This window comes from Pseudomonas sp. GW821-FHT01A09 (assembly GCF_058986725.1).
The window spans coordinates 170,140-191,044 of the sequence record NZ_JBYSWB010000001.1 but is presented as its reverse complement, the minus strand read 5'-3'; the positions used below and the strand labels follow the sequence as shown (position 1 = coordinate 191,044).

23 protein-coding genes are annotated in these 20,905 nt (G+C 60.5%); 13 read left to right on the top strand and 10 right to left on the bottom strand.

Annotated features, from left to right (window positions below):
• The first annotated feature begins 13 nt into the window (after positions 1–13).
• Positions 14–1,105, top strand: a complete 1,092-nt coding sequence (locus AC3WJP_RS00805) for an enoyl-CoA hydratase/isomerase family protein (protein ID WP_493719335.1) — start codon at positions 14–16, stop codon at positions 1,103–1,105.
• A gap of 78 nt (positions 1,106–1,183) precedes the next feature.
• On the opposite strand, the gene AC3WJP_RS00800 is transcribed toward AC3WJP_RS00805, so the two are convergent.
• The 4 genes from AC3WJP_RS00800 to AC3WJP_RS00785 form a co-directional block, all read right to left on the bottom strand.
• Positions 1,184–1,825, bottom strand: a complete 642-nt coding sequence (locus AC3WJP_RS00800; RefSeq protein ID WP_493719334.1) for a 3-oxoacid CoA-transferase subunit B — start codon at positions 1,823–1,825, stop codon at positions 1,184–1,186.
• Positions 1,826–1,833: 8 nt separating this feature from the next.
• Positions 1,834–2,529 (bottom strand): 3-oxoacid CoA-transferase subunit A, encoded by a 696-nt coding sequence (locus AC3WJP_RS00795; protein WP_493719333.1) that lies wholly within the window; start codon positions 2,527–2,529, stop codon positions 1,834–1,836.
• 251 nt (positions 2,530–2,780) lie between these two features.
• Positions 2,781–3,731: a FecR domain-containing protein gene (locus AC3WJP_RS00790; RefSeq protein ID WP_493719332.1), complete on the bottom strand. Its 951-nt coding sequence runs from the start codon at positions 3,729–3,731 to the stop codon at positions 2,781–2,783.
• Positions 3,728–4,222, bottom strand: a complete 495-nt coding sequence (locus AC3WJP_RS00785) for a sigma-70 family RNA polymerase sigma factor (RefSeq protein ID WP_493719331.1) — start codon at positions 4,220–4,222, stop codon at positions 3,728–3,730. Before AC3WJP_RS00785 ends, AC3WJP_RS00790 begins: the two co-directional genes overlap by 4 nt.
• Positions 4,223–4,425: 203 nt before the next feature.
• Here AC3WJP_RS00785 and AC3WJP_RS00780 point away from each other — a divergent pair, with 203 nt between their 5' ends.
• Entirely contained in the window at positions 4,426–5,250 is an 825-nt protein-coding gene (locus AC3WJP_RS00780) for an RHS repeat-associated core domain-containing protein (protein WP_493719330.1), read from the top strand.
• Positions 5,251–5,375: 125 nt separating this feature from the next.
• Here the strand turns inward: AC3WJP_RS00780 and tam are convergent, their stop codons facing one another.
• A complete protein-coding gene (gene tam, locus AC3WJP_RS00775; protein ID WP_493719329.1) occupies positions 5,376–6,140 on the bottom strand; it encodes a trans-aconitate 2-methyltransferase in 765 nt (254 codons plus the stop codon).
• 281 nt (positions 6,141–6,421) lie between these two features.
• Here tam and AC3WJP_RS00770 point away from each other — a divergent pair, with 281 nt between their 5' ends.
• Genes AC3WJP_RS00770 through AC3WJP_RS00745 form a run of 6 tightly spaced genes read left to right on the top strand, consistent with a single transcriptional unit; the run spans position 6,422 to position 11,840 of the window.
• Positions 6,422–7,273 carry an STAS domain-containing protein gene (locus AC3WJP_RS00770; RefSeq protein ID WP_493719328.1) on the top strand — a complete coding sequence of 284 codons (852 nt, stop codon included), beginning with the start codon at positions 6,422–6,424 and terminating at the stop codon, positions 7,271–7,273.
• A 4-nt stretch (positions 7,274–7,277) separates the two neighbouring features.
• Positions 7,278–7,640, top strand: a complete 363-nt coding sequence (locus tag AC3WJP_RS00765) for an STAS domain-containing protein (protein ID WP_493719327.1) — start codon at positions 7,278–7,280, stop codon at positions 7,638–7,640.
• Complete coding sequence (locus AC3WJP_RS00760) at positions 7,637–8,041, top strand: anti-sigma regulatory factor (RefSeq protein ID WP_493719326.1); 405 nt, start codon at positions 7,637–7,639, stop codon at positions 8,039–8,041. Before AC3WJP_RS00765 ends, AC3WJP_RS00760 begins: the two co-directional genes overlap by 4 nt.
• Positions 8,032–9,042: an ATP-binding protein gene (locus AC3WJP_RS00755; protein ID WP_493719325.1), complete on the top strand. Its 1,011-nt coding sequence runs from the start codon at positions 8,032–8,034 to the stop codon at positions 9,040–9,042. The genes AC3WJP_RS00760 and AC3WJP_RS00755 overlap by 10 nt, the downstream gene beginning before the upstream one ends.
• Complete coding sequence (locus AC3WJP_RS00750; protein ID WP_493719324.1) at positions 9,035–9,910, top strand: sensor histidine kinase; 876 nt, start codon at positions 9,035–9,037, stop codon at positions 9,908–9,910. The genes AC3WJP_RS00755 and AC3WJP_RS00750 overlap by 8 nt, the downstream gene beginning before the upstream one ends.
• Positions 9,900–11,840 (top strand): response regulator, encoded by a 1,941-nt coding sequence (locus tag AC3WJP_RS00745; protein WP_493719323.1) that lies wholly within the window; start codon positions 9,900–9,902, stop codon positions 11,838–11,840. The genes AC3WJP_RS00750 and AC3WJP_RS00745 overlap by 11 nt, the downstream gene beginning before the upstream one ends.
• Positions 11,841–12,014: 174 nt before the next feature.
• Here the strand turns inward: AC3WJP_RS00745 and AC3WJP_RS00740 are convergent, their stop codons facing one another.
• The 3 genes from AC3WJP_RS00740 to AC3WJP_RS00730 form a co-directional block, all read right to left on the bottom strand.
• A complete protein-coding gene (locus tag AC3WJP_RS00740; RefSeq protein ID WP_493719322.1) occupies positions 12,015–13,460 on the bottom strand; it encodes an MFS transporter in 1,446 nt (481 codons plus the stop codon).
• Between the two features lie 55 nt (positions 13,461–13,515).
• The gene (locus AC3WJP_RS00735) at positions 13,516–14,319 is read right to left on the bottom strand and encodes a DUF1460 domain-containing protein (RefSeq protein ID WP_493719321.1); all 804 of its coding nucleotides are present in this window, start codon (positions 14,317–14,319) and stop codon (positions 13,516–13,518) included.
• A 114-nt stretch (positions 14,320–14,433) separates the two neighbouring features.
• Positions 14,434–14,706, bottom strand: coding sequence for a DUF3077 domain-containing protein (locus AC3WJP_RS00730; protein WP_493719320.1), 273 nt, complete (start codon positions 14,704–14,706; stop codon positions 14,434–14,436).
• Positions 14,707–15,043: 337 nt separating this feature from the next.
• Between AC3WJP_RS00730 and AC3WJP_RS00725 the strand changes: the two genes are divergently transcribed.
• The 5 genes from AC3WJP_RS00725 to AC3WJP_RS00705 all read left to right on the top strand — a co-directional run bounded on the left by AC3WJP_RS00725 (position 15,044) and on the right by AC3WJP_RS00705 (position 19,703).
• Complete coding sequence (locus AC3WJP_RS00725) at positions 15,044–15,643, top strand: helix-turn-helix domain-containing protein (protein ID WP_493719319.1); 600 nt, start codon at positions 15,044–15,046, stop codon at positions 15,641–15,643.
• Positions 15,633–16,502 carry a queuosine precursor transporter gene (locus tag AC3WJP_RS00720; RefSeq protein ID WP_493719318.1) on the top strand — a complete coding sequence of 290 codons (870 nt, stop codon included), beginning with the start codon at positions 15,633–15,635 and terminating at the stop codon, positions 16,500–16,502. The genes AC3WJP_RS00725 and AC3WJP_RS00720 overlap by 11 nt, the downstream gene beginning before the upstream one ends.
• A 348-nt stretch (positions 16,503–16,850) precedes the next feature.
• A complete protein-coding gene (locus AC3WJP_RS00715; RefSeq protein WP_493719317.1) occupies positions 16,851–17,087 on the top strand; it encodes a HEAT repeat domain-containing protein in 237 nt (78 codons plus the stop codon).
• 161 nt (positions 17,088–17,248) lie between these two features.
• The gene (locus AC3WJP_RS00710) at positions 17,249–18,295 is read left to right on the top strand and encodes a nucleoid-associated protein (protein ID WP_493719316.1); all 1,047 of its coding nucleotides are present in this window, start codon (positions 17,249–17,251) and stop codon (positions 18,293–18,295) included.
• Positions 18,273–19,703 carry a hypothetical protein gene (locus tag AC3WJP_RS00705; protein WP_493719315.1) on the top strand — a complete coding sequence of 477 codons (1,431 nt, stop codon included), beginning with the start codon at positions 18,273–18,275 and terminating at the stop codon, positions 19,701–19,703. Before AC3WJP_RS00710 ends, AC3WJP_RS00705 begins: the two co-directional genes overlap by 23 nt.
• A gap of 80 nt (positions 19,704–19,783) precedes the next feature.
• Here the strand turns inward: AC3WJP_RS00705 and AC3WJP_RS00700 are convergent, their stop codons facing one another.
• Both AC3WJP_RS00700 and AC3WJP_RS00695 read right to left on the bottom strand, forming a co-directional pair.
• Positions 19,784–20,125: a type II toxin-antitoxin system HicB family antitoxin gene (locus tag AC3WJP_RS00700; RefSeq protein WP_493719314.1), complete on the bottom strand. Its 342-nt coding sequence runs from the start codon at positions 20,123–20,125 to the stop codon at positions 19,784–19,786.
• Positions 20,125–20,373, bottom strand: coding sequence for a type II toxin-antitoxin system HicA family toxin (locus AC3WJP_RS00695; protein WP_493719313.1), 249 nt, complete (start codon positions 20,371–20,373; stop codon positions 20,125–20,127). Before AC3WJP_RS00695 ends, AC3WJP_RS00700 begins: the two co-directional genes overlap by 1 nt.
• Positions 20,374–20,905 lie beyond the last annotated feature (532 nt).

Genomic DNA, 20,905 nt, shown 5'->3' with positions numbered 1-20,905 from the left:
CAGGGAGTCAGTCATGACGGCACAGGTTTCATCGCTATTGGGTAATGCCCCCAGCCTGCTGGACACACAAGTGACCAGCCAGGTGCGCAACCACATCGGCTATCTGACGCTCAATCGTCCCCAGGGTCTCAATACCCTGACCCTGGCGATGGTGCGCAGTCTGCAGGGCATTCTCGACGCGTGGGCACTGGACAACCATATCCACGCGGTGGTGCTCAGGGGCGCGGGCGACAAGGCGTTCTGTGCCGGCGGCGATATTCGTGCGCTGTATGACAGCCATTTGCAGGGCCACACCCAGCACGTGAGCTTCTTCCAGGAGGAATACGCCCTTGACCTGACCCTGCACCACTACCGCAAGCCGGTGCTATGCGTGATGCACGGCTACACCTTGGGGGGCGGCATGGGCCTGGCGCAGGCCACCGACCTGCGCGTGGTGACCGACAGCAGCCGCCTGGGCATGCCGGAAGTGGCCATCGGGTACTTCCCGGATGTCGGCGCCAGTTATTTTCTGCCGCGTATTTCCGGCGAGCTGGGCATCTACCTAGGCGTTACCGGGGTGCAGATCGAAGCGGCCGACGCCTTGTACTGCGGCCTCGCCGACTGGTACCTGCCAGCGCCGCAACTGGAATTGCTGGAAGAGCGGCTGGACCGCATCACCTGGTCCGACATGCCGCTCAAGGACCTGCAGAACGTGCTCAGCAAGCTCGGCGTGCAAACGCTGCCCGACGCGCCGCTGGACCGCTTGCGCCCAGCCATCGATCATTTTTTCTCCCAGCCGGATGTCGGCAGCATGATCGAGCAGTTGCATCAGGTGACCGTCGCCAACAGCCACAAGTGGGCCGATGGCATTGCCTCGTTGATGGAGACTCGCTCGCCGCTGGCCATGGCCGTCACCTTGGAGATGCTGCGGCGCGGACGCGGCCTGTCGATCGAGGGCTGTTTTGACATGGAGCAGCATCTGGGCCAGCAGTGGTTTGACCACGGCGATCTGGTCGAGGGGATCCGGGCGCTGCTGGTGGACAAGGACAAGCTGCCTCGGTGGCGGCATCGCGGCATGGCAGATTTGAAGGTGGATCAGGTGCAGCGGTTTTTTGCGGGGCTGTAGGCACAGATTTCGATCGGACCAATCGGGGGCCTGGCGCCCCCGATTGCATTATGGCAGATTGCACATCCGCCGCGTCGCTCACTTGATCAGGGGCACGCCGCTCAACTCTTGCAGCGCTTCAAAACTGATGTCCGCGACGATCTCGCGCACCTTCAAGCCATCGGAGGTCACGTCCAGAATCGCCAGATCGGTATAGATGCGGCTCACGCAGCCGATCCCGGTCAGCGGATAGGTGCACTCGGGCACCAGCTTGCTTTCGCCGGTCTTGGTCAGGTGGTCCATCATCACGAATACCTGACGCGCGCCCGTGGCCAGGTCCATCGCCCCGCCCACTGCCGGGATCGAACCCTCGGCGCCAGTGTGCCAGTTGGCCAGGTCGCCCTTGACCGATACCTGAAAGGCACCCAGCACGGCGATATCGATATGGCCGCCGCGCATCATCGAGAACGAGTCGGCGTGGTGGAAGAACGCACCACCAGTCAGCAGGGTCACGTGCTGTTTGCCGGCGTTGATCAGGTCATCGTCCTCTTCGCCCTCCGCCGGGCTCGGGCCCATGCCCAGCACGCCGTTTTCGCTGTGCAGGAACACTTCCTTGTCCCCCAGGTAGTTGGCCACCAGCGTCGGCACGCCGATGCCGAGGTTGACGTAGGCGCCTTCGAGGATGTCTTCGGCCACTCGCTGGGCCATTTCGTTACGCGAGAGTTTTTTCGTGACAGTCATGGCAGGCCTCAGACAGCTTTAGCGGACGAAGAAGTGGCGTAGGTCGGCACCGCTACCACGCGCTGGACAAAGATGCCCGGGGTGATGATGTGCTCCGGGTCCAGCTCACCCAGTTCGACGATCTCGTTGACCTGGGCGATGGCGGTCTTGGCCGCCATGGCCATGATCGGGCCGAAGTTGCGCGCCGCCTTGCGGTACACCAGGTTGCCCCAACGATCGCCTTTGAAGGCCTTGATCAACGCCACGTCGGCGTGCAATGGCATCTCCAGCACGTAGTTGCGACCGTCGATCACGCGGGTCTCTTTGCCTTCGGCCAGCAGAGTGCCGAAGCCGGTGGGCGAGTAGAACGCGCCAATGCCCGAGCCGGCGGCGCGGATGCGCTCGGCCAGGTTGCCTTGAGGCACCACTTCCAGTTCAACCTTGCCGGCACGGTAGAGCTCGTCGAAGACGTAGGAGTCGGACTGGCGCGGGAACGAGCAGATGACCTTGCGCACGCTGCCGGCCTTGAGCAGCGCCGCCAGGCCGAGATCACCGTTGCCGGCATTGTTGCTGATGATGGTCAGGTCGCGAGCGCCGGTGGCGATGACGCCATCGACCAGCTCCGAAGGCATGCCGGCGGTGCCGAAGCCACCCACCATGATGACCGAACCGTCGGCGATGCCTTCCACCGCGGCAGCGACGGACTCATAGGTTTTATTGATCAAAGCGAGCTCCTGGTTTTCCTGGAGTATGAATGGATCGAGGCGCAGGCCAGCAATGCGACTTGGCCACGTCTTCAGCTCTTGTTATCAGCGTAGCCGACGCGGTGTCGGCAACGACGTCAGGTGGCCCGGCGGGCACGCTTGGCGTCTTGTGCTATAGCGTGCCGCAAGTTGGGGCCTGGAGGAAAACATCTGCAGCGAAATCGGTGCGATTATCGGACTGCCGTTCGCTGACCGGCGGCGCTGAATCGGTATCAGGCCGGTGCCCCGCGGCGCTGCACCGAAACCCAGTAGCGGCTGCGCGATTGCACCTCGATCGGCAGGCTGGCGCTGAGCAGGCTCAGGACGCGATCGGTGTCGTCCAGCTGGAAGCTGCCGGTGACCCGCAAGGCCGCGACCTGCGGCGACCAGCGCAGTACGCCGGGGCGATAGCGATCGAGCTCACGGAGGAAATCCCCCAGCGGCTGGTTCAGCGCCGTCAGCACACCGTCGCGCCACCCCGGTTGCAGGGCATCGAAGGCCTCGATACGGCCGGCGCCTTGAGCAAGCAGGCGCACTTGCTGACCGGCCTGGAGCAGCATCGAGCCGCCTTGTAATGGCTGCACCTGAGCGCTGCCACGGACCACCGCGACCTGGCAGCCCGCCTCTGACTGGCGCAGGCAGATGTCTGCCTGACCGACTCGCACCTGACCGACCGAGGTCAGCACAGTGGTGATCTGGGGGCCGGGGACGGTGAGTGCGATTTCGCCCTCGAGCAGGCGGATGGTGCGCGCCGCCATGTCGAGGTCGACTGCCGTGGCGGTGTTGAGCTGCAGGCGGCCGCCATCGAGCCAGGCAAGGGTGCGGCGCTCGCCGGTTGCGGTGCGCACATCGGCGGTCCAGTTGCTCCACGGCAGTTGCCGGCTGGCCAGCCAGGTGCTGGGCACTACCGCGGCCACCGCCAAGGTGCGCTTGAGCAGCTGCCGGCGATCTAGCGCTGGTCTGTCGAGGCTGGCCAGCGCCAGTGTCGGCGGCAATCCGGCGAAACGCTCGCGCAATTGCTGCGCCTTTTGCCAGGCATGCTCGTGACGGCTGTCACTGTCGCGCCAGTGCTGCAGGCGTGCATGGTCGCTGGCATCGGCGCCGCCCGACTCCAGCAGCGCCAGCCACTGCGCAGCGGCTCGGGCGACCTGCCGGGTGTCGGTGCCGGGAGCGGCGCTGCTCATAGCTCGGCCACCAGGCAATGCTCATAGGCCTGGGCCATGTAGCGCTTGATGGTGCGCTCGCTGACCCCCAGCCGCTCGGCGATCTGCCGATAACTCAAACCCTCCAGCTGCGCCAGCAGAAAAGCCCGACGCACCGCAGCGGGCAGACCATCGAGCAAGGCATCCAGCGCCTGCAGCGCTTCGAGCAGCAGCCAGCGTTGCTCCGGCGACGGCGCGCAGGCTTCAGGCAGCGTGGCCAAGGCCTGCAGATAGGCCTGCTCAAGGCTGCGGCGTTGGTAGAAGTTGATCAGCAGGCGTTTGCCCAGCGTCAGCAGATAAGCCCGCGGCTCGCGCAACTCGTTCAGCGGCTGCTCGCTGGCGTGCAAGCGCACAAAGGTGTCGTGACTGAGGTCGGCGGCATCCCAATGGTTGTCCAAACGGCGGCGCAGCCAGCCTTCGAGCCAGGAGTGATGATCGCGGTAGAGCATATCGAGGGCGGCTGCGTCGCTCATGAAGGGGTCCGCGCAGATTTAAAATAGAATGAGAACCATTCTATTGAATGATGCGATGGCAAGCTATATCGATTTTTGCAACCCCTGAACGCTTGTAGCGTACCTGCCCACCCTTCCAGCCTACGACGTACCTATCAGATCTGTGAGGTGCGCTGCGTTCGATCCGGTTTTAATATCCGCCACAACCAGCCGAGGACCTACTCATGAAGAAGCCACAAAGTACGTCATTGTTAGGAGCGGATAGTCAGGGCTCTACGTTGTATGCGCACGCGAGCAAAGGTATCGAGTACCGAGCGTATAGCAGTTTTGGCTATTCGCAGCCCGGGAGTGTTCGATCGGGCTTCGCTGGCCAGCCCGTCGAAGGTTCCACGGGCCTGTATCTGCTAGGTAATGGTCACCGCGCTTACAGGCCCACCCTCATGATCATGCTAAGCCCAGACGCCTTGAGCCCATTCGGCCAAGGAGGCTTGAACTGCTATGCGTACTGCAAAGGTGACCCGATCAATTTCACCGACCCCACAGGTGCTGTCGCGGCACCCGGTTTGTTGAAGACGCTTGGTTTAGCGGTAGGTGGCCGCGACGTGCTCGCCGCAACCGTAGGCGCGTCCGTTTTCGGTTTGGCGGGCACGGTGGCGGTATTCATCGAATTGGCAAAGATCATGAACCCGGAGACCGCAAGTGACTTCAATCTGAAGAATGTGATCCTTGGATTAGGTACGTCAGTTATGGCGGGTTTGACCGGCGGGCTCGCCAAGCGGGTTGGGAAACAACGCATAGCTGCAACCGAAACGGCCGCCCAACTAGCTATCTATAACACGCGTCCACCTTGGGCGCTGGAACTTCTTGAGCTGCAGACCATGCAAATCCGTTACCCAAGAGGATCTACGGATTCGCTTCGGCTCAACTCGCAATCCTCTTGGGAGGGGGAAATTTTTGAGCTGCAGCGTCGGTTCGCTCGCACAACAGGATCTACGGGGTTGCCTAGGCGCAACAGCAGTGTCAGAAGCGATTCGTCAACGACTACTTGATGGTTCAGGCAATGAGAGCGGGCAGAGATCGGCCCGTAGGAATCTACCCCGCCTCAACAGCAGTCGTAGACCTAGGCCTGATGGGCCCATTGCAGTAGCGCCTGGGTCTGCGAACGGCCCGACGGTCAGCGCATGGCGACGATGAACAAGCGCGGAAAGGGCAACAGCACGGTACCGTCGGGCAACGCTGGGTAGGCCTCCTTGATCTGTGCCAGATAGGCATCGAGAAAGGCCGTCTGCTCGCCCTCCTCCAGCTTTTGCAGATACGGCCGCAGCGCCGAGCCCTTGAACCAGTCCACCACCGCTTGATGACCACCCTCCAGCGGATGCAGGTAAGTGGTGCGCCACACATCCACGCTGTGGCAATGGCCGGCGAGCAGCTCGTAATAATAGCTGGGGGCATGGCGGTCGGGATGCCTGACGTTGCCGATCTTGCTCGCCCACGGCCCCTCGGCCGCCACTTTTCGGGCCAGCCGGTGGGAAGGTTCTTCAAGGTTGTCCGGGGTCTGTACCGCGAGAGTGCCGCCGGGCGCCAATTGATCCACCAGCCGCGGATACAGGGTGGCGTGGTCCGGCAGCCATTGCAGCGAGGCGTTGGCGAGGATCACATCGACCGGCTCTTGCGCAACCCACTCGGCGATGTCGGCCAATTCGAACTCCAGCGCGGGCAGCCGCTTGCGTGCGTCATCGAGCATATCCGCAGAGCTGTCGAGGCCGCTGACAAGGGCCCCGGGGAATCGCTGGGCCAGCACCTCGGTCGAATTGCCGGGGCCGCAGCCCAAGTCCACGGCCAAGCGTACGTTCTGGGTGGCGATGGCTGCCACCAGGTCGCGGACCGGGCGGGTGCGTTGCTGTTCGAACATCGTGTATTGCCTGGCGGACCAGCTCATGGGGTGTCCTTTTTCATAGCGCGCGGTGGGGGCATGAGCTCACGTGCACGACACCAAGGTGACTGCAGCGCAAGTTATCTGCCGGCGAGATTAGCATGCCCTTGGGCAGTGGAATTTGTCGGGGCCCTATGGAACGATTTCCGGCCGCCATCCTCAATTGCCAAACCGGCAATAAGTTATTGCTTTGCAAATCGAAAGCGCAAATCGACGCCACCACCAATTTGCTTGATACTTCGCTGATCGTTGCACACCTCATATCCAGAAAGTTCAGGAGCTCCCCCATGGCTGCGCTGCATGCCCGTACAGTCGAATCCTTCAAGCAACAGCAACCTGCGATCGCCAGCATCTGGTTGAACGATCTCGAGGCCAGTGGCGCCCTGCGCAACGTCAAGGAAGACGAGGTCAAGCAACAGACCCGCGATTTTCTTCACGCGCTGGTCAGCGGCCTGGAGCATGGCGACTCGCTCAATGTATCGAGCAGCAATTGGGATGAAGCTCGCTCGTTCCTGGAGAAGCTCTCCCACAGCCGCGCGCTGCTGGGCCATGACTCCCATCAGACCGCCAACTTCATCTTCGCCCTCAAAGGCCCGCTGTTCGAAGCTCTGCAGCGTGAATACGAAGCCGACCCAGCGTCACTGTCCACCCAATTGCTGCAAGTCTCCGAGCTGCTCGACGCTCTGGGCCTGCACACCATTCGCACCTTCCAGAAATCCCGCGAGGCGGTAATCAAGCGCCAGCAGGAAGAACTGCTCGAGCTCTCCACCCCGGTGGTCAAGCTGTGGGACGGCGTCCTGGCGCTGCCGATGATCGGTACCCTCGACTCGCAACGCACCCAAGTGGTGATGGAGTCCTTGCTGCAGCGCATCGTCGATACCGGATCGGAAATCGCCATCATCGACATCACTGGAGTGCCGACTGTCGACACCCTGGTGGCCCAGCATCTGCTCAAGACCGTCACCGCCATTCGCCTGATGGGTGCCGACTGCATCATCAGCGGCGTGCGCCCGCAGATCGCCCAGACCATCGTGCACCTGGGGCTCGACCTGCAAGGCGTGGTCACCAAGGCCAACCTCGCCGACGCCCTGGCGTTGGCCCTACGCCGTCTGGGCGTGACCGTCAGCAAGGCGGTCTGAATCCATGGACCGCATCCCGATTCTGCAAATGGGCGCTTACCTGCTGGTGACCATTCAGGTCGACATGCATGATCAGCTGGCGCTGACGCTGCAGGACGATCTGTCCGAGCGCATCAGCAACACCTCTGCCCGCGGCGTGCTGATCGATATCTCGGCATTGGACATCGTCGACTCGTTCGTCGGCCGCATGATCGGCACCATCTCCGGGCTGTCGCGGATCATGGACGCCGAAACCGTACTGGTGGGCATGCAGCCGGCGGTGGCCATCACCCTGGTGGAGCTGGGCATGACGCTGCCCGGCGTCAGCACCGCGCTGAACGTCGAGCGCGGCATGCGTCTGCTGCAAGAACGCGTGGCGCAGTCATGATCGTGCGCAGCAGCGGCACCCAACCTGTGCGCATCGAGCAGGACGTAGTGCTGGCGCGTCAGAGTGCGCGCAAACTGGCCCAGGAGTGCGGCATGCGCCTGATCGACCTGACCAAACTGGTCACCGCGGTCAGCGAGCTGGCGCGTAATACCGTGGTCTACGGCGGCGGCGGCGACATGGACTGGCAGATCCTCGAGGACGGCCCGCGGGTCGGCCTGCGCCTGACGTTTCGCGACGAGGGCCCGGGCATCCCCGACCTCAAGCTGGCGCTCACCGACGGCTGGACTTCCGGCGGCGGCCTGGGCCTGGGCCTGACCGGTGCACGGCGGCTGGTCGAGGATTTCGAACTGGACACCGCTCCCGGCAAAGGTACTCGTGTGACGATCGCTCGATGGACGTGACCCTCTACAGCGCGCTGACCCAGGTGATTGCCCTGGAAGATCAGACCCAGGTCGGTGAAGCGCGCCGCTGCGCACAGAAACTGGCCGAACAGGCCGGATTCGACAGCAATGACTGCGGGCGCGTGGCGCTGGTCGCGACCGAACTGGCCAGCAACATCCTCAAGCACGCCGGCCATGGTGAGGTGCATCTGCGCGCCTTGCCGGCACTGGCGGGGATCGAGCTGATCGGCGTCGATCGCGGCCCCGGTTTCGACCTGCACGACTGCCTTCCCGACGGCATGTCCACCCGCGGCACCCAGGGCATTGGCCTGGGTGCCCTGCTGCGTCAATCGGAAGTCTTCGACACCTATGCCGACGCCCGTGGCTCGGTGGTGCTGCTGCGGCTGTTCGCCAAGCGCGAGAAGCACAACGACTGGCCCGTGGGGATCAGCCAGCATTCATTGCACGACGACCCGGCCTGTGGTGATGCCTGGCAGGTCGCTCGCCAGGGTAGGCTGCTCAGTGCCCTGGTGGTCGACGGTCTGGGCCATGGCCCGGAGGCCGAAGTGGCGGCACGGGCCGGGTGCAAAGCCTTCAGCATTGCTCCCCATGGCAATCCGGGCTTGCTGTTCGACGACATGCACCAGGCCATGAACGGCACCCGCGGCGGCGCCGTGGCGGTGGCGCAATACGATGCCGGCAGCGGCCATCTGCGCTTTACCGGCATCGGCAATATCGGCGCCTGCCTGGTGTCGGCGGCCAAGACTCGCGGCATGGCCTCCCATCCGGGGATCGTCGGGGCGCAGTTTCGCCGTGCCCAGACGTTCGATTTTCCAGAGGCCGAGGGCCAGTTGCTGATCCTGTTCAGCGACGGCCTGCAGTCACGCTGGAACCTGCTGGACTATCCCGGCCTGGTGCATCGGCACCCGGCCGTCATTGCTACCGTACTGCACCGCGACTTCTGCCGCGGGCGCGACGATGTGACGGTTTTGGTTATCGCGCTGGAGGCACCCGATGTCTGACACTCCCGAACTCGACCCGGTCGCCAGCGCCGCGCTGATCGCGCATCTGCAGGCCGAAACCGAGGCCCTGCGCGCCGAACTCGACGAAACCAATCAGGGCGTGCTGGCCCTTTACGCCGAGCTCGACAACCAGGCCGAGGAACTGCGCCAGGCTTCGGACCTCAAGAGCCGCTTCCTGTCGTACATGAGCCACGAGTTTCGCACTCCGCTGGGCTCGATCCTCAGCATCACCGGCCTGCTCGCCGATGAGCTGGACGGTCCGCTGGGTCCGGAGCAGCACAAGCAGGTCGGCTTCATCAGCACCTCGGCGCGCGAGCTCAGCGACATGGTCGATGACCTGCTGGACCTGGCCAAGATCGAAGCCGGGCGCATCACCATTTCGCCGGCCTGGTTCGACATGCTCGACCTGTTTTCGGCTCTGCGCGGGATGTTCCGGCCGATCGTCGACGCCGGCACCGTGGACCTGATTTTCGAAGAGCCTGTAGGCTTGCCGCGGCTGTATACCGATGACAAGAAGGTTGCGCAGATCCTGCGCAACTTCATCTCCAACTCGCTGAAGTTCACCCAGGCTGGCGAAGTGCGCGTTTCAGCGCGCCTGGAGAACGAACGTGAGATTCGCTTCGCAGTCAGCGACACCGGTATCGGCATCCCCAGCGAGTTGCACAACACGCTGTTCGAGGATTTCTCGCAGATCGACTCGCCGCTGCAAAAACGCCTGCGCGGTACCGGGCTGGGGCTGTCCCTGTGCAAGCGTTTCGCGATGCTGCTGGGTGGGCGCGTGGGGGTCGAGAGCACGCCGGGTGTCGGTTCGGTGTTCTATGTGGTGATCCCGTTGGCCCTCGCCCTGGAGCCTGGCCATGATGCGTGACACTCGCGTGCTCATCGTCGATGACAACGCCGCGACCCGCTATGCCCTGCGCCGCCGCCTCGAACGTCAAGGCATCGAGATTCTGGAAGCCGGGACCGGACTCGACGGCCTGGAGCTGATCGCCGTCGAGACCCTCGACGCGTTGATCCTCGATGTCAACCTGCCGGACATGAGCGGCTTCGATATCGTCCGTCAGTTACGCGCGGCGCCGGCCACCGCATTGCTGCCGATCATCCACGTGTCGGCAGCCTCGATACAGAGCGGCGATATCATCACCGGCCTGGAAGCCGGCGCCGACGCCTATCTGATCCACCCGGTCGATCCGGATGTGCTGATGGCGACGCTGCGGACCTTGCTGCGGGTGCGCGACACCGAGTCGGCGCTGCGGGACAGCGAGGCGCGCTTTCGCGAGATCTTCGTCAACATCGCCGCGCCCATCGCGGTCATCGATGAAGACCTGCAGGTGATCGAATGCAACCACGCCTTCAGTCAGCTGTTTCAGGATGACCTCAAGCACATCTGCCTGCACGGGCGCTTCGCCGACCACCAGGAGGCGGTGATCGAAGAACTCGGCCTGCGCCTGCAGAGCAATGAACGCTGGCGTGGCAACCTGGCTCTGCAGGTGGACGGCCAACTGCGCGAAACCGAATGGCAAGTGTCGCCCTATCGCACGCCGGGCCACAGCCTGGTGTTCATCGAGGACGTCACCGAGCACCGCCAGCGCGAACGCCAGCAGCGCAAGCAACTGGCTACCGCCAATACCTTGCTGGCCGAAGAGGTGGCCGAGCGCGTACGCACCGAGGCGCAGCTGCTGCAGGTACAGAAGATGGACGCGTTGGGCAAGCTCACCGGCGGCATCGCCCATGACTTCAACAACCTGCTGACCGGCATCATCACCGGGCTGGAACTGATCAAGAAGCGCATCGAAGCCTCGCGCACCGACTCGGTGCTGCGCTACGCCGATGCCGCGCTGAGCTCCGCCACCAGCGCCGCCGCCCTCACCCATCGAATGCTCGCCTTTGCCCGACAGCAGCCGCTGGATACCCGGCCGATCGATATCAACGAGCACGTGCATTCGCTCGAGGACCTGCTGCAGCGCACCATCGGCGAGCGCATTACCCTGACGCTGGACCTCACCGGCAGCGTCGCCATCGCCATGATCGACCCGATCCAGTTCGAGAGCGCGGTGCTCAATCTGGTCATCAACGCCCGCGACGCCCTGCCCGAAGGCGGCACCATCAAGCTCTCGACCTATGCCGCCCATTCCCGCGGCGACAGTCGCCTGGCCGATGGCGACTATGTGGTGCTGTCGGTGCGTGACGACGGCGTGGGCATCGAACACACGGTCATCGACAAGGTCTTCGACCCGTTCTTCACCACCAAGCCGGTGGGCAAAGGCACCGGGCTGGGGCTGTCGACCATCTACGGCTTCGCGCGCCAGTCGGGTGGTGATGTGCACATTCGCAGTCTGCTCGGCCACGGCACCGAAGTGACGCTGTTTCTACCGGCCGGTCAGGCCATCGCCACCCAGGCCGCCGAGCCTGTCGAACTGCCTCATCGTGGCGCTGGCGAGCATGTACTGGTGGTCGAAGACATGGCCTCGGTGCGCATGTTCGTGCATGACGTGCTGGTGGATGCCGGGTATCGCTGCACCCTCACCGAAGATGCCGATCAGGCCCTGGCGCTGCTGGCCTCGGACAGCTCCGTCGATATCGTCCTGACCGATGTCGGCCTGCCGCAGATGACCGGCCGCGAACTGGCCGACAATGTGCGTGAACGGCATCCGCAGTTGCCGATCCTGTTCATGACCGGCTACGCGGAAAACGCCGTGGACCTGCAGACGTTTCTGGAAGAGCGGATGGACATGGTCATCAAGCCGTTTCGCATCGCCGACTTGCTGGGGCGCCTGCGGGCTTTGCTGGTGCCTTGATCAAGCAACGAGGCGGCTCTGGATCAGCGGGCAAGCCTCGCTCCCACAGCCTTACCCGCCTATCCGTAGCCGAACACCCGTGGGAGCAAGCCTTGCCCGCTGATCCAGAGCCGAACACCTGTGGGAGCAAGGCTTGCCTGCGAAGAGGCCCGCAAGCGCGCTGCGAATAGACCCTCAGCGCTCCAGCACATGCTCCCCCGCCTTGCGCTCCAGCGCATAGACATCAATCAGGGCCAACAAGCCGACCACCGCCACGCCCACGAAGGCCACACGGAAATCGCTGGTCAGAGCGTGGGCACTGTGGCCCTGCACCGCCATCGACAGGCGCAGCAACAGCGCCCCGACCGCTACCCCCATGCCCATGGCCAGCTGGAAGAACATGCTGAACATGGTCGAGGCCGCGCTCATGCCGGGCTTGGGCACATCCGCGAAGCCAACGGAGTTGTAGCAGGTGAACTGCAACGAACGTGACAGCCCGCCCACAAACAGCACCAGCGCAATGACCGGCCAAGGCGTATCGGCACTGAGCAACGCACAGGCCAGGATCGACAGCACACCAATGACACCATTGACCAACAACACCGTGCGAAAGCCCCAACGGCGCATGGTCGCAGTGGTGAACGGCTTCATCAGCAAGTTACCGGCGAACACCGCCAGCACCAGCATCCCGGCCGTCACCGGCGGCAGACCGAAGCCGACCTGGAACATCAGCGGCAGCAAGAACGGCAACGCGCTGATGGCGATACGGAACAAGGAGCCGCCATAAATACTGGAGCGAAAGGTCGCGAACTGCAGGGCATCCAGCGCCAGCAAGGGCGCCGGGTGGCGACGGCAATGGCGAATCGCCAGGAATGCCAGCACCACCCCCACCACCAACATCAGCATCGCCAAGGTGAGCCGCTGGGATTGCGCTTCACCCAACCACTCCAGGCCCAGCATGAGGGTCGCGCAAGCGCCCGCCAGCCACAGGAATCCCATGGCGTCGAACGGTCGCACGCTGGCGTCGCGCCCTGCCGGCACCAGCACCAGCGCACCCACGATAGCGATCAGGCCCAAGGGAATATTGACGAAGAAAATCCATGGCCAGGTGGCGTAGGTGACCATCAACCCCCCCAGCGGCGGCCCCAGAATCGGCGCCACCAGACCAGGCCAGGTGATCAGGGCGATCATCTTCACCAGGTCCTTTTTCTCCGTGGTGCGCAAGACCGACAGGCGCCCCACCGGCACCATCAAGGCGCCACCGATGCCCTGCAACACGCGGGCGCACACGAAGGTATCCAGCTCGGTGCACAGGCCGCACAGCAAGGATGCCAGGCTGAACACCGCAATCGCGATGGCGAAGATGCGCCGCGCACCAAAGCGATCGGCCATCCAGCCCGACAGTGGGATGAAGATCGCCACGGCGATGATATAGGCGGTGATACCGATGTTCAGGTCCACCGCGCCGACGCCGAAGGTCTCGGCCATTTTCGGCAAGGCCGTGGTGATCACCGTGGCATCGAGGTTTTCCATGAAAAAGGTCACGGCCACCAGCAGCGCGACGTTGCGTGCGCGGCTGGTGGCCGCGCGGTCGGGGCTTGCCGTGGCAGTGGCGCTCGATTCGGACAGCGGTGCAGACATGGGCAGTTCATCCTTGGTCGGGGCGCGCTCTTCAACGCAGTGCAGCGTTGCGCGCTCAGATTTTTCCGGTACTGGGCAGCGGCCGCAGCACGACGATGCCCGGCACACTTTTTATGTACGCCAGAAACGGTGAATCCACCACCTTCATATTGGCGACCCGATACGACGCATTGCGCAGCATCGGCCCCTGATCGGTGCTCACGAAGATGCCCGCGTGGGTGACGTCCAGCCCCTGCTCAGGGGTATAGATACCGATGTAGTCCCCCGTACGCAGGCGCGCCAGCAGCGCCTGATCGACATAGCGGCTGGGGATGTAATTGACCTGGCGGCGGGTCACGCCCAGTTGCGGCAGGAACGGGCTGCCGTCGGCTTTGCGGTTGAGGTCCTTGGTGACGCTCAGGCTGTGCTCGCTCAACTCGCGGGTGACGTCATAGGCGTTGACCGGTTGGGTCGCTGCCCAATCGGTGAAGAAGTGCCGGCGATGGAAGTAACTGACCTGATTGTCGCTGTAGCGGGTGCGCACCAGGTTCTGCACGAAACCGGCATAGCTCGACGACTTGCGCAGCGCTTCGACGTAATCCAGGTAGGTAAAGCAGTCCACGGTACGCAGGTCGACCACGAGTTTTTCCGGAGTCATGGGCGAGCCGATCAGGGTCTGGGCCTGATAGGGCGTACCGAGGAACTGCGCCGACACCGCGGCGATGCGCGCGCCGGCGTCGTCATTGTCGTCGCTGCGCGGCAGGTGCAAGGCACTGTCGATGCGCTTGGCGGTTACCGGATCGATCATCACCAGCGCTGCACTGGCCTGGCCGATCACGCCGACACACACCAGTGCCAGCATCCACTTGAAGATCTTCAACTCCCCCCCTCGTTCGGTCGTTCGCCGGGCGTAAATGGCCGCGTTGCGTATCGTACATGGGCTGGGTGGGGGTTGAGTGTGAAAATTTGCGGGGAAACGGGCATAGCGCCTTGTCTAGGCCGGGGTTTCCAGTGACCGGGCGACATCGTCCATGATCGCTTTGGCCATTTCACCGAGGTACAGGGCAGAGAGCGCCAGGTGCCTGGTAGGGTCGTTACTGCCCAAGGCTGATTCGAAGATCAGTTTGTTGGCGCAGTCTTGGAGGATGGAGGCGTGTTCCAAGGCATCAGCGGCGGGGATGTCGGCGTTGAGGGTGAACAGGACGTTGCCGCTGAGGGTCTGGCCGAAGGTGGTAGTGCCGGCGGTGTTGAGGTGGGTATGGGGCATTGGAAATGCTCTTAATGTTGACAATTTGTTGGATAGTCGTCTGTGCAATTGTGATATCGGCTGCAGACTCACTGAGTTCAATCCTAGATCTTTGAACCGCAAAAGCTACAGTTTTATGCTGGAAAAGCATCATTTTTGTAATTCAATGATTCTTTAGCCCTCAGCATTAGGTAGTTGCAACGAGCCATCGTTGATAATTGTGTCTTGATTTTTCAAAAATGCATTATCCAATAATAATAGCCTTCTAGTTTGTAACATTGATTATCATGACCATGAAAACCTCCAGAAAACACTGGATACTCCTCATCTGGAGTAACCCTCGGCTGGGAGGCATTCAATGCAGAAAAAACAAAGATCAGAGCAAATCAGAGACAACCTCAGGTACTTGATGAAAAGCCGGGGCGAAACCCAGATATCCCTGTGCCTTTCAAGCGGCCTGACGCGCAGTACTATCTACAAAATCCTGGACGGACGAGTGACCAACGTTCAACAGTCAACCATCCGAAAAATTTCGGATTTTTTTGGGGTATCTTACAGTGAAATAGAAACAATAGATTTCGAAGAGCATGAAATTGTAGGAAATACCTTGTCGCTTCACGGCAACATCAATCCGGCAGCGGTACCTATCATAAAGGAAAGGGCACTTCTGAAAAATCTGGAAAAACGAATCGGAGAGCTTTGTACGACTCATCCGCTGACCTATTATTTTGGCAAAGCCCGCAACCTGATAGGCGTACTGATTGAAAACGAGATCACAGGGTTATACGAGCCGGGTGATCTGCTGATCGTGAAAATAGGCCCCACAAGCCCCGAGGCGGAGGCGCTGGTATACGACTGCTTGAACAAACGCCTGCACATCACACGCGCCACCAGCATCGACTCGGAGCAAACACGCATGATTGGTGAAGTAATTGAGGAACGACTCAATGGCAACTGATGAACAAAACAACTACAAAGTGTTAGCCTTCAAAGATGGCGGCACTCAAGCCACCATCATGATTTCCTCAACAGGAAAGACCTTCGACATCAGATTACGTGATCTGATGAAAAGCGAAATCATGGACCAGCTCAGCAGGCACGATGTAAAGCATATCTTCAGAAGATACTACTCGCGCGATTCGGGCTCGACTGCCTACGAACTGAGCGATCGTCATGAAGCGTCGTGGTCGATTTATACCGCCCTTAACCTGGCACTTCTGCTGCTTTTTATATTTACCGGCATCGCAGCCACGAAACTGATCTACATAGCAGGGTTGGACATTATGGTAACACCCGGACTTTTTCTTTATCCGCTGACATTTTTAATAGTCGATATGCTGAACGAGTCATACGGCTTGAAGCTTGCTAGAAAGGCGATTTTTTTTGCGTTTGCGGGCAATGCACTGATCATTCTTCTGCTGGCGTTTTCCACCTTCTTTCCTGGAGCCCCCAATTGGGCGCTGGACACGCCGTACGGTGAAGTGATCAAGCATGTGTCGTCAGTGCTGGTGGCCTCCTCTGTCTCGTTTCTGATTTCGGAATACATTAACTCCTATCTGCTTTGCAAGATCAAGGAACTGACGAATTCCAGACTCCTCTTTCTCCGTGTATTCCTGAGTACTCTGTTCGCAGTGATCCTCGACAGCTTTCTATTCTGTTTCATAGCATTCTACGGCGCACTGGACAATTCAGACATCTTGAAGATGGTCTATGTACAAATCGCCGTCAAAGTCGTTTTGGCATTTCTCAATATCCTTCCCGCTTATGGGGCCAGGGCACTGTTCCGGCGCTACCTACCGGCAAATCATCCACACTAAAGCAAAATGGCGAGGCGCTTGGAAACATTTTGTTAACTTTCCAGAGCGCCGCATCCATCTGCATTCTTTTTTATCAAAGATCTGTACCGATGTATGAATCATCAGTAACACCTAATTAAACCAATAGCGTAAGTTTCCGCCCTCAGTCACTGGGAAACGCTTCCCTTTCTCCCTCGCCAGAAGTGAAACCAGGCCTACCGCGCAATTGAAGCGCGATTGTAGGCGCCCAGACGAAAGTACCGCTCAAGCGCGACGCAGACAGGGGCACCGGCAAAGGTTGCGTCAGGCGATCGCTGAACGCGACCGAAATCTGGAAGCGGCATTAACCATTTAGGAAGAGGAGTAGTTATGGCAACTCATGCAGAAATCGTCGCAGAACTCGTACAAGTGTTGAGGCATGACGGTACATCCGAGGCACGAGCCGGTGCCGCCACCGGTTTGGGAGCAGCAGGCGGCGCCCAAGCGCTTACGGCGCTTCGCTATGCAATGACCAACGACGGAACAGCGCTAGTGCGCGGTGCCGCAGCCACTGCGGTTGGGGTGATCATCGGCCGTGGCAACCTGCAAGACTTCATCAGTCTATGAACTGAACTGGCCCGAACGCGCGTCCCGGATCTGTCGAACGCCGGCTCGACAAGTCGGCTGCCAATAGTCATGTACGAAGGGATGCGCGTCCCCCACCATCGACAGAACCAATAAAAAACAGGCCGCCATCTGATTATCAGAGGCTATTGCAGGAGATAAGTGTGGGTTTCTTTACAGATGACGAAATCAATTCGCTGCGTATAAAAAACATGATTCTGCATGTCGTGGGTGGGCAGAGTTTCACGGCCAATCCGGCTCGCAAAGTGCAGCACGAAGAGTTTTTTATCGACAAGATCATCGATACTGCGGTGGATCCAGTGTTCCGCTTCGATACACGCTCCCCTACCAAGAGCAAACTCGAAGAAATCGCCAGTGGCAAGAACACTTTTGAACGGGGCGCTCAGGCGTTGGCGTCGAGTTTCAACAACAAGCACGTCAGCAGCAGTAGCGATGGCGCGCTGTTCATCTTCGAAATGACCGTCAAAGACAGCAGTGTACGCATCTACAGCCTGATCAAATATGACTACCGCGAGGCGTTGCAGCAGGATCCGCATCAGCCGGGTGGTGTGTTGCTGCGGATCATCAATGCCTTTATCGATGACAACCGTGCCGTGCAGAAAGCCGCCTTGATCCGCGTTGTCTCCGGCGTTGCAGAAGATGAAGTCTCGGCCCGGGACCGGGTAAAACGCGCGGCGCCTGAACTGTCGGATTACTTTCAGGAGTTTCTCGGGGTATCCCGTGAGGTGGATGACGCCGAACTGAGCCAAAAAGCATTGGATGTGGTGCAGGCGACGCTGCAGAAATTCAAGACACTTCTTCCCAAACAGGATGTTTCCACAGCCCTGGCGACCGCACGGGGAATACTCGGCAAGGCGCCGAAGGTCGATAACCAGGCGATTATCGACGCGATCATGGAAGGCGCGGGCAATCCCGCCGATGCCACCTTGATCAAGAAAATCACCGACGAAACGCAAAAACGCATCCGCAAGGCCAAGCTCGACAATCTGACCTTCAAGCCGGTGCGTAACGTCTTGCGCCAGGCGCCCACGCGGCGCCTGAAAACCACTGAAGGGGTGATCGTGATCTTCCCGGACGATGCTGCCGGTTCCACGGTGCAGATTCTCGACAACGGCACCGCTGGCCAGCGCATCATCATCGACACCAAGCAGATCACGGAAGACGACTTTGTCGCTAGACGCGCTGGCTGAACTGCTCGATACGCTCGCCAGTGAACACGGCGTATGGATCAATGAAACCCCAGGGTGCCTCGTCGCGTCGAAACTTGACGTCAGCTGCGCACGCGCTTTGGCCAAAGCTGTCGAGGGGCTGCAGTGGGAGTATCAGCTGGTCGACAGCGCGAACAATTCATTTAACCTGGCCAGGCTGGATGACGACTTCGCGCCCTATCGGTTGACGCTGCACAAGGTGTTGCCCAGGGATGACGGCGCCTTGTATCTGCTCAGCGCTACGGGCTTCAGCGATATGCTGATACGTGGGCATCAGGCTGATCACTGGCGACTGGCGCGGTTAAAGCAGGCGCTCATCACTCACGGCCGAGCGTACGGTGATTGGCACGAGCCGCTCGCGTTCAACAAGGCCGCAGCGACTCGCTCGCCCCGGGCACTGGTACGAGAAACGGCCGCCAACCGCCGGGTGCCGGAGGATATTCGGCTTTGGTTGCTGGACGAGCACAGCCAAATCAACCTGGCGGACCCGCTGCATGCCATCTGGGCGGGTAAAGCCTTTGATGCCCTGGCCCACTGCCTGGCCAATGAGCTGGCGATGGATAACGGCACACTGGTGTTCCGTGGGCCACCGACGCTGCAACTTCAAAGCCTGGAGTTGTCGCCGCAAGCGTTGCTGGCGTTAGGTGAAGGAGGATTCAACCAGTTACAGAACACCGCGCGCTGGGTCTACGAATGGTCGCGCGAGGCCGAACTGCGCCATGCCATGCTGTCCACGGAAATCGCGCGCTCGGGGCGAGAAATCGGCGACGCTGCGATGTACTTTGCGGCCCACCTGGGCAACGCCTTGGAAGGCGCAAAATTGGTCTATCAGCTGCACTTGAGCGATCTCACACTGGATACCTTGAATGCCTTGAGTACGCTGCGGGGCAATGTCAGTGATGATGCCGCCAGAACCACGGAGTCCACTCAGCAGGCATTGACCAAGGTCGCGGCGGCACTGGGTGTGGGTTTGACTGTCATCGCTACGCGTATTGGTAGTGACATCAGTCCTTGGCTGGTGTTTCTGGCCATGTCAGTGGCCTGTGTCTATTGCTTTCTCGAGCTCTGGGCGGGATGGCGCCTCATTCGAATACGCCGCAGTGCACGCAACGACTGGCACCCTAGGTTGTATCGATTTTTGCCGTCGGCGGATTACCGCAAGATGGTCATCAAGCCGGCCCAGCGCTCCGGGCGAGTATATTTGTGGGCGACTGGAGTCGGGTTCGCACTGCTGGTGACTTTAAGTGTGATTGTGGTGGTTTGGAGCTTTCATGGTGTGGAGCGGGAGAATGTCGTCACCCCACCTGAATCAGAAAGGGGGACGCAACAACCTGAGCGAGAAATTCCACGCAGGCCGCCCGAGCCATCGACTTGGCTTGCGGTCGGATAAAGAGGGATCCGTATACGTCCTGGCGCCCTCTTGCCTGGCAAAACGCCAACCGCCGGACTTATCCTGAACCCTCTACAGGCTCAGTGAGCACCGTGAAGAAAAGCATCCAAGGCTTGCCGTGTCAGGTCATTCAGTGAAATCTGCCGCTGACTCGCCGCCACACTGGCGGCCAGATGAAGATCGTGCCCGACGCGGACATTGAACGAGCCCTTGCAAGGGATTTCGGGCGCGTGTCCCAAAGATTCGCAGGTAGTCAGATAATCATCCACTGCCTCCCGAAACGCGTGGCCCAATTCGGCGACTGTCTGGCCTTCATAACTGATCAACGCCTTGATGAACAGCAACTTGCCAAACAGGCAGTTATCTTCAGCGCTGGCCTCGATGGACCCAAAATAGCCGCGATGCTGTAGTAGCGAACCCATTAAATCATTCCCTCCGCCTTCAAGCGCTCAATCACGTCCTTCCTGATGTAAGCCTTGATTTGATTGCTCGGATGCGGTTTATGAAGAGCAATCATTGCCCTCACATTTCCATTATCGAATTTTACCCGACTACCATCGCCCTCTATCTGACGATAACCGAGTCCTTTGAGAAGCGTACAAAGTTCGGTCCAAGTGAACACTCCATTGAGATTCATAAGCCGAATGATCAGTTTTTGTTGTTTGGACATCACATACTCCATCTGCGACTAAATTTAGTCGCAGATGGGGTGACCGTCAACCCTGACTCACCCGCCGCCCAGCCGGCCGCGCCATCCCCTCCCAATCCGGCTGAGCTTCCTTCTTAACTTGAATGCCTTGAGTACGCTGCGGGGCAATGTCAGCGATGATGCCGCCAGAACCACGGAGGCACTCAGCAGGCCTTGACCAAGGTGGCGGCGGTGCTGGGGGTAGGTTTGACCTTCATCGCTGCGCGTATTGGCAATGACATCAGTCCTTGGCTCGTTTTGGTAGCAATGGTCGTGGTCTGTGTCTATTGCTTTCTCGAGCTGTGGGCAGGATGGCGCCTCAATCGAATACCGCAGTGCACGCAACGTCTGGCACCCACGTTTGTATCGATTTTTGCCGTCCACTGACTACCGCAAAATGGTGATGAGGCCAGCGAAGCGCTCTGAACGTATATATGTATTGGCCACCGGAGTCGGGTTCGCATCGAGCTTCCAACGTCCCCGAAAACCGCTGCCAGATCTAAATCCTGCCTGG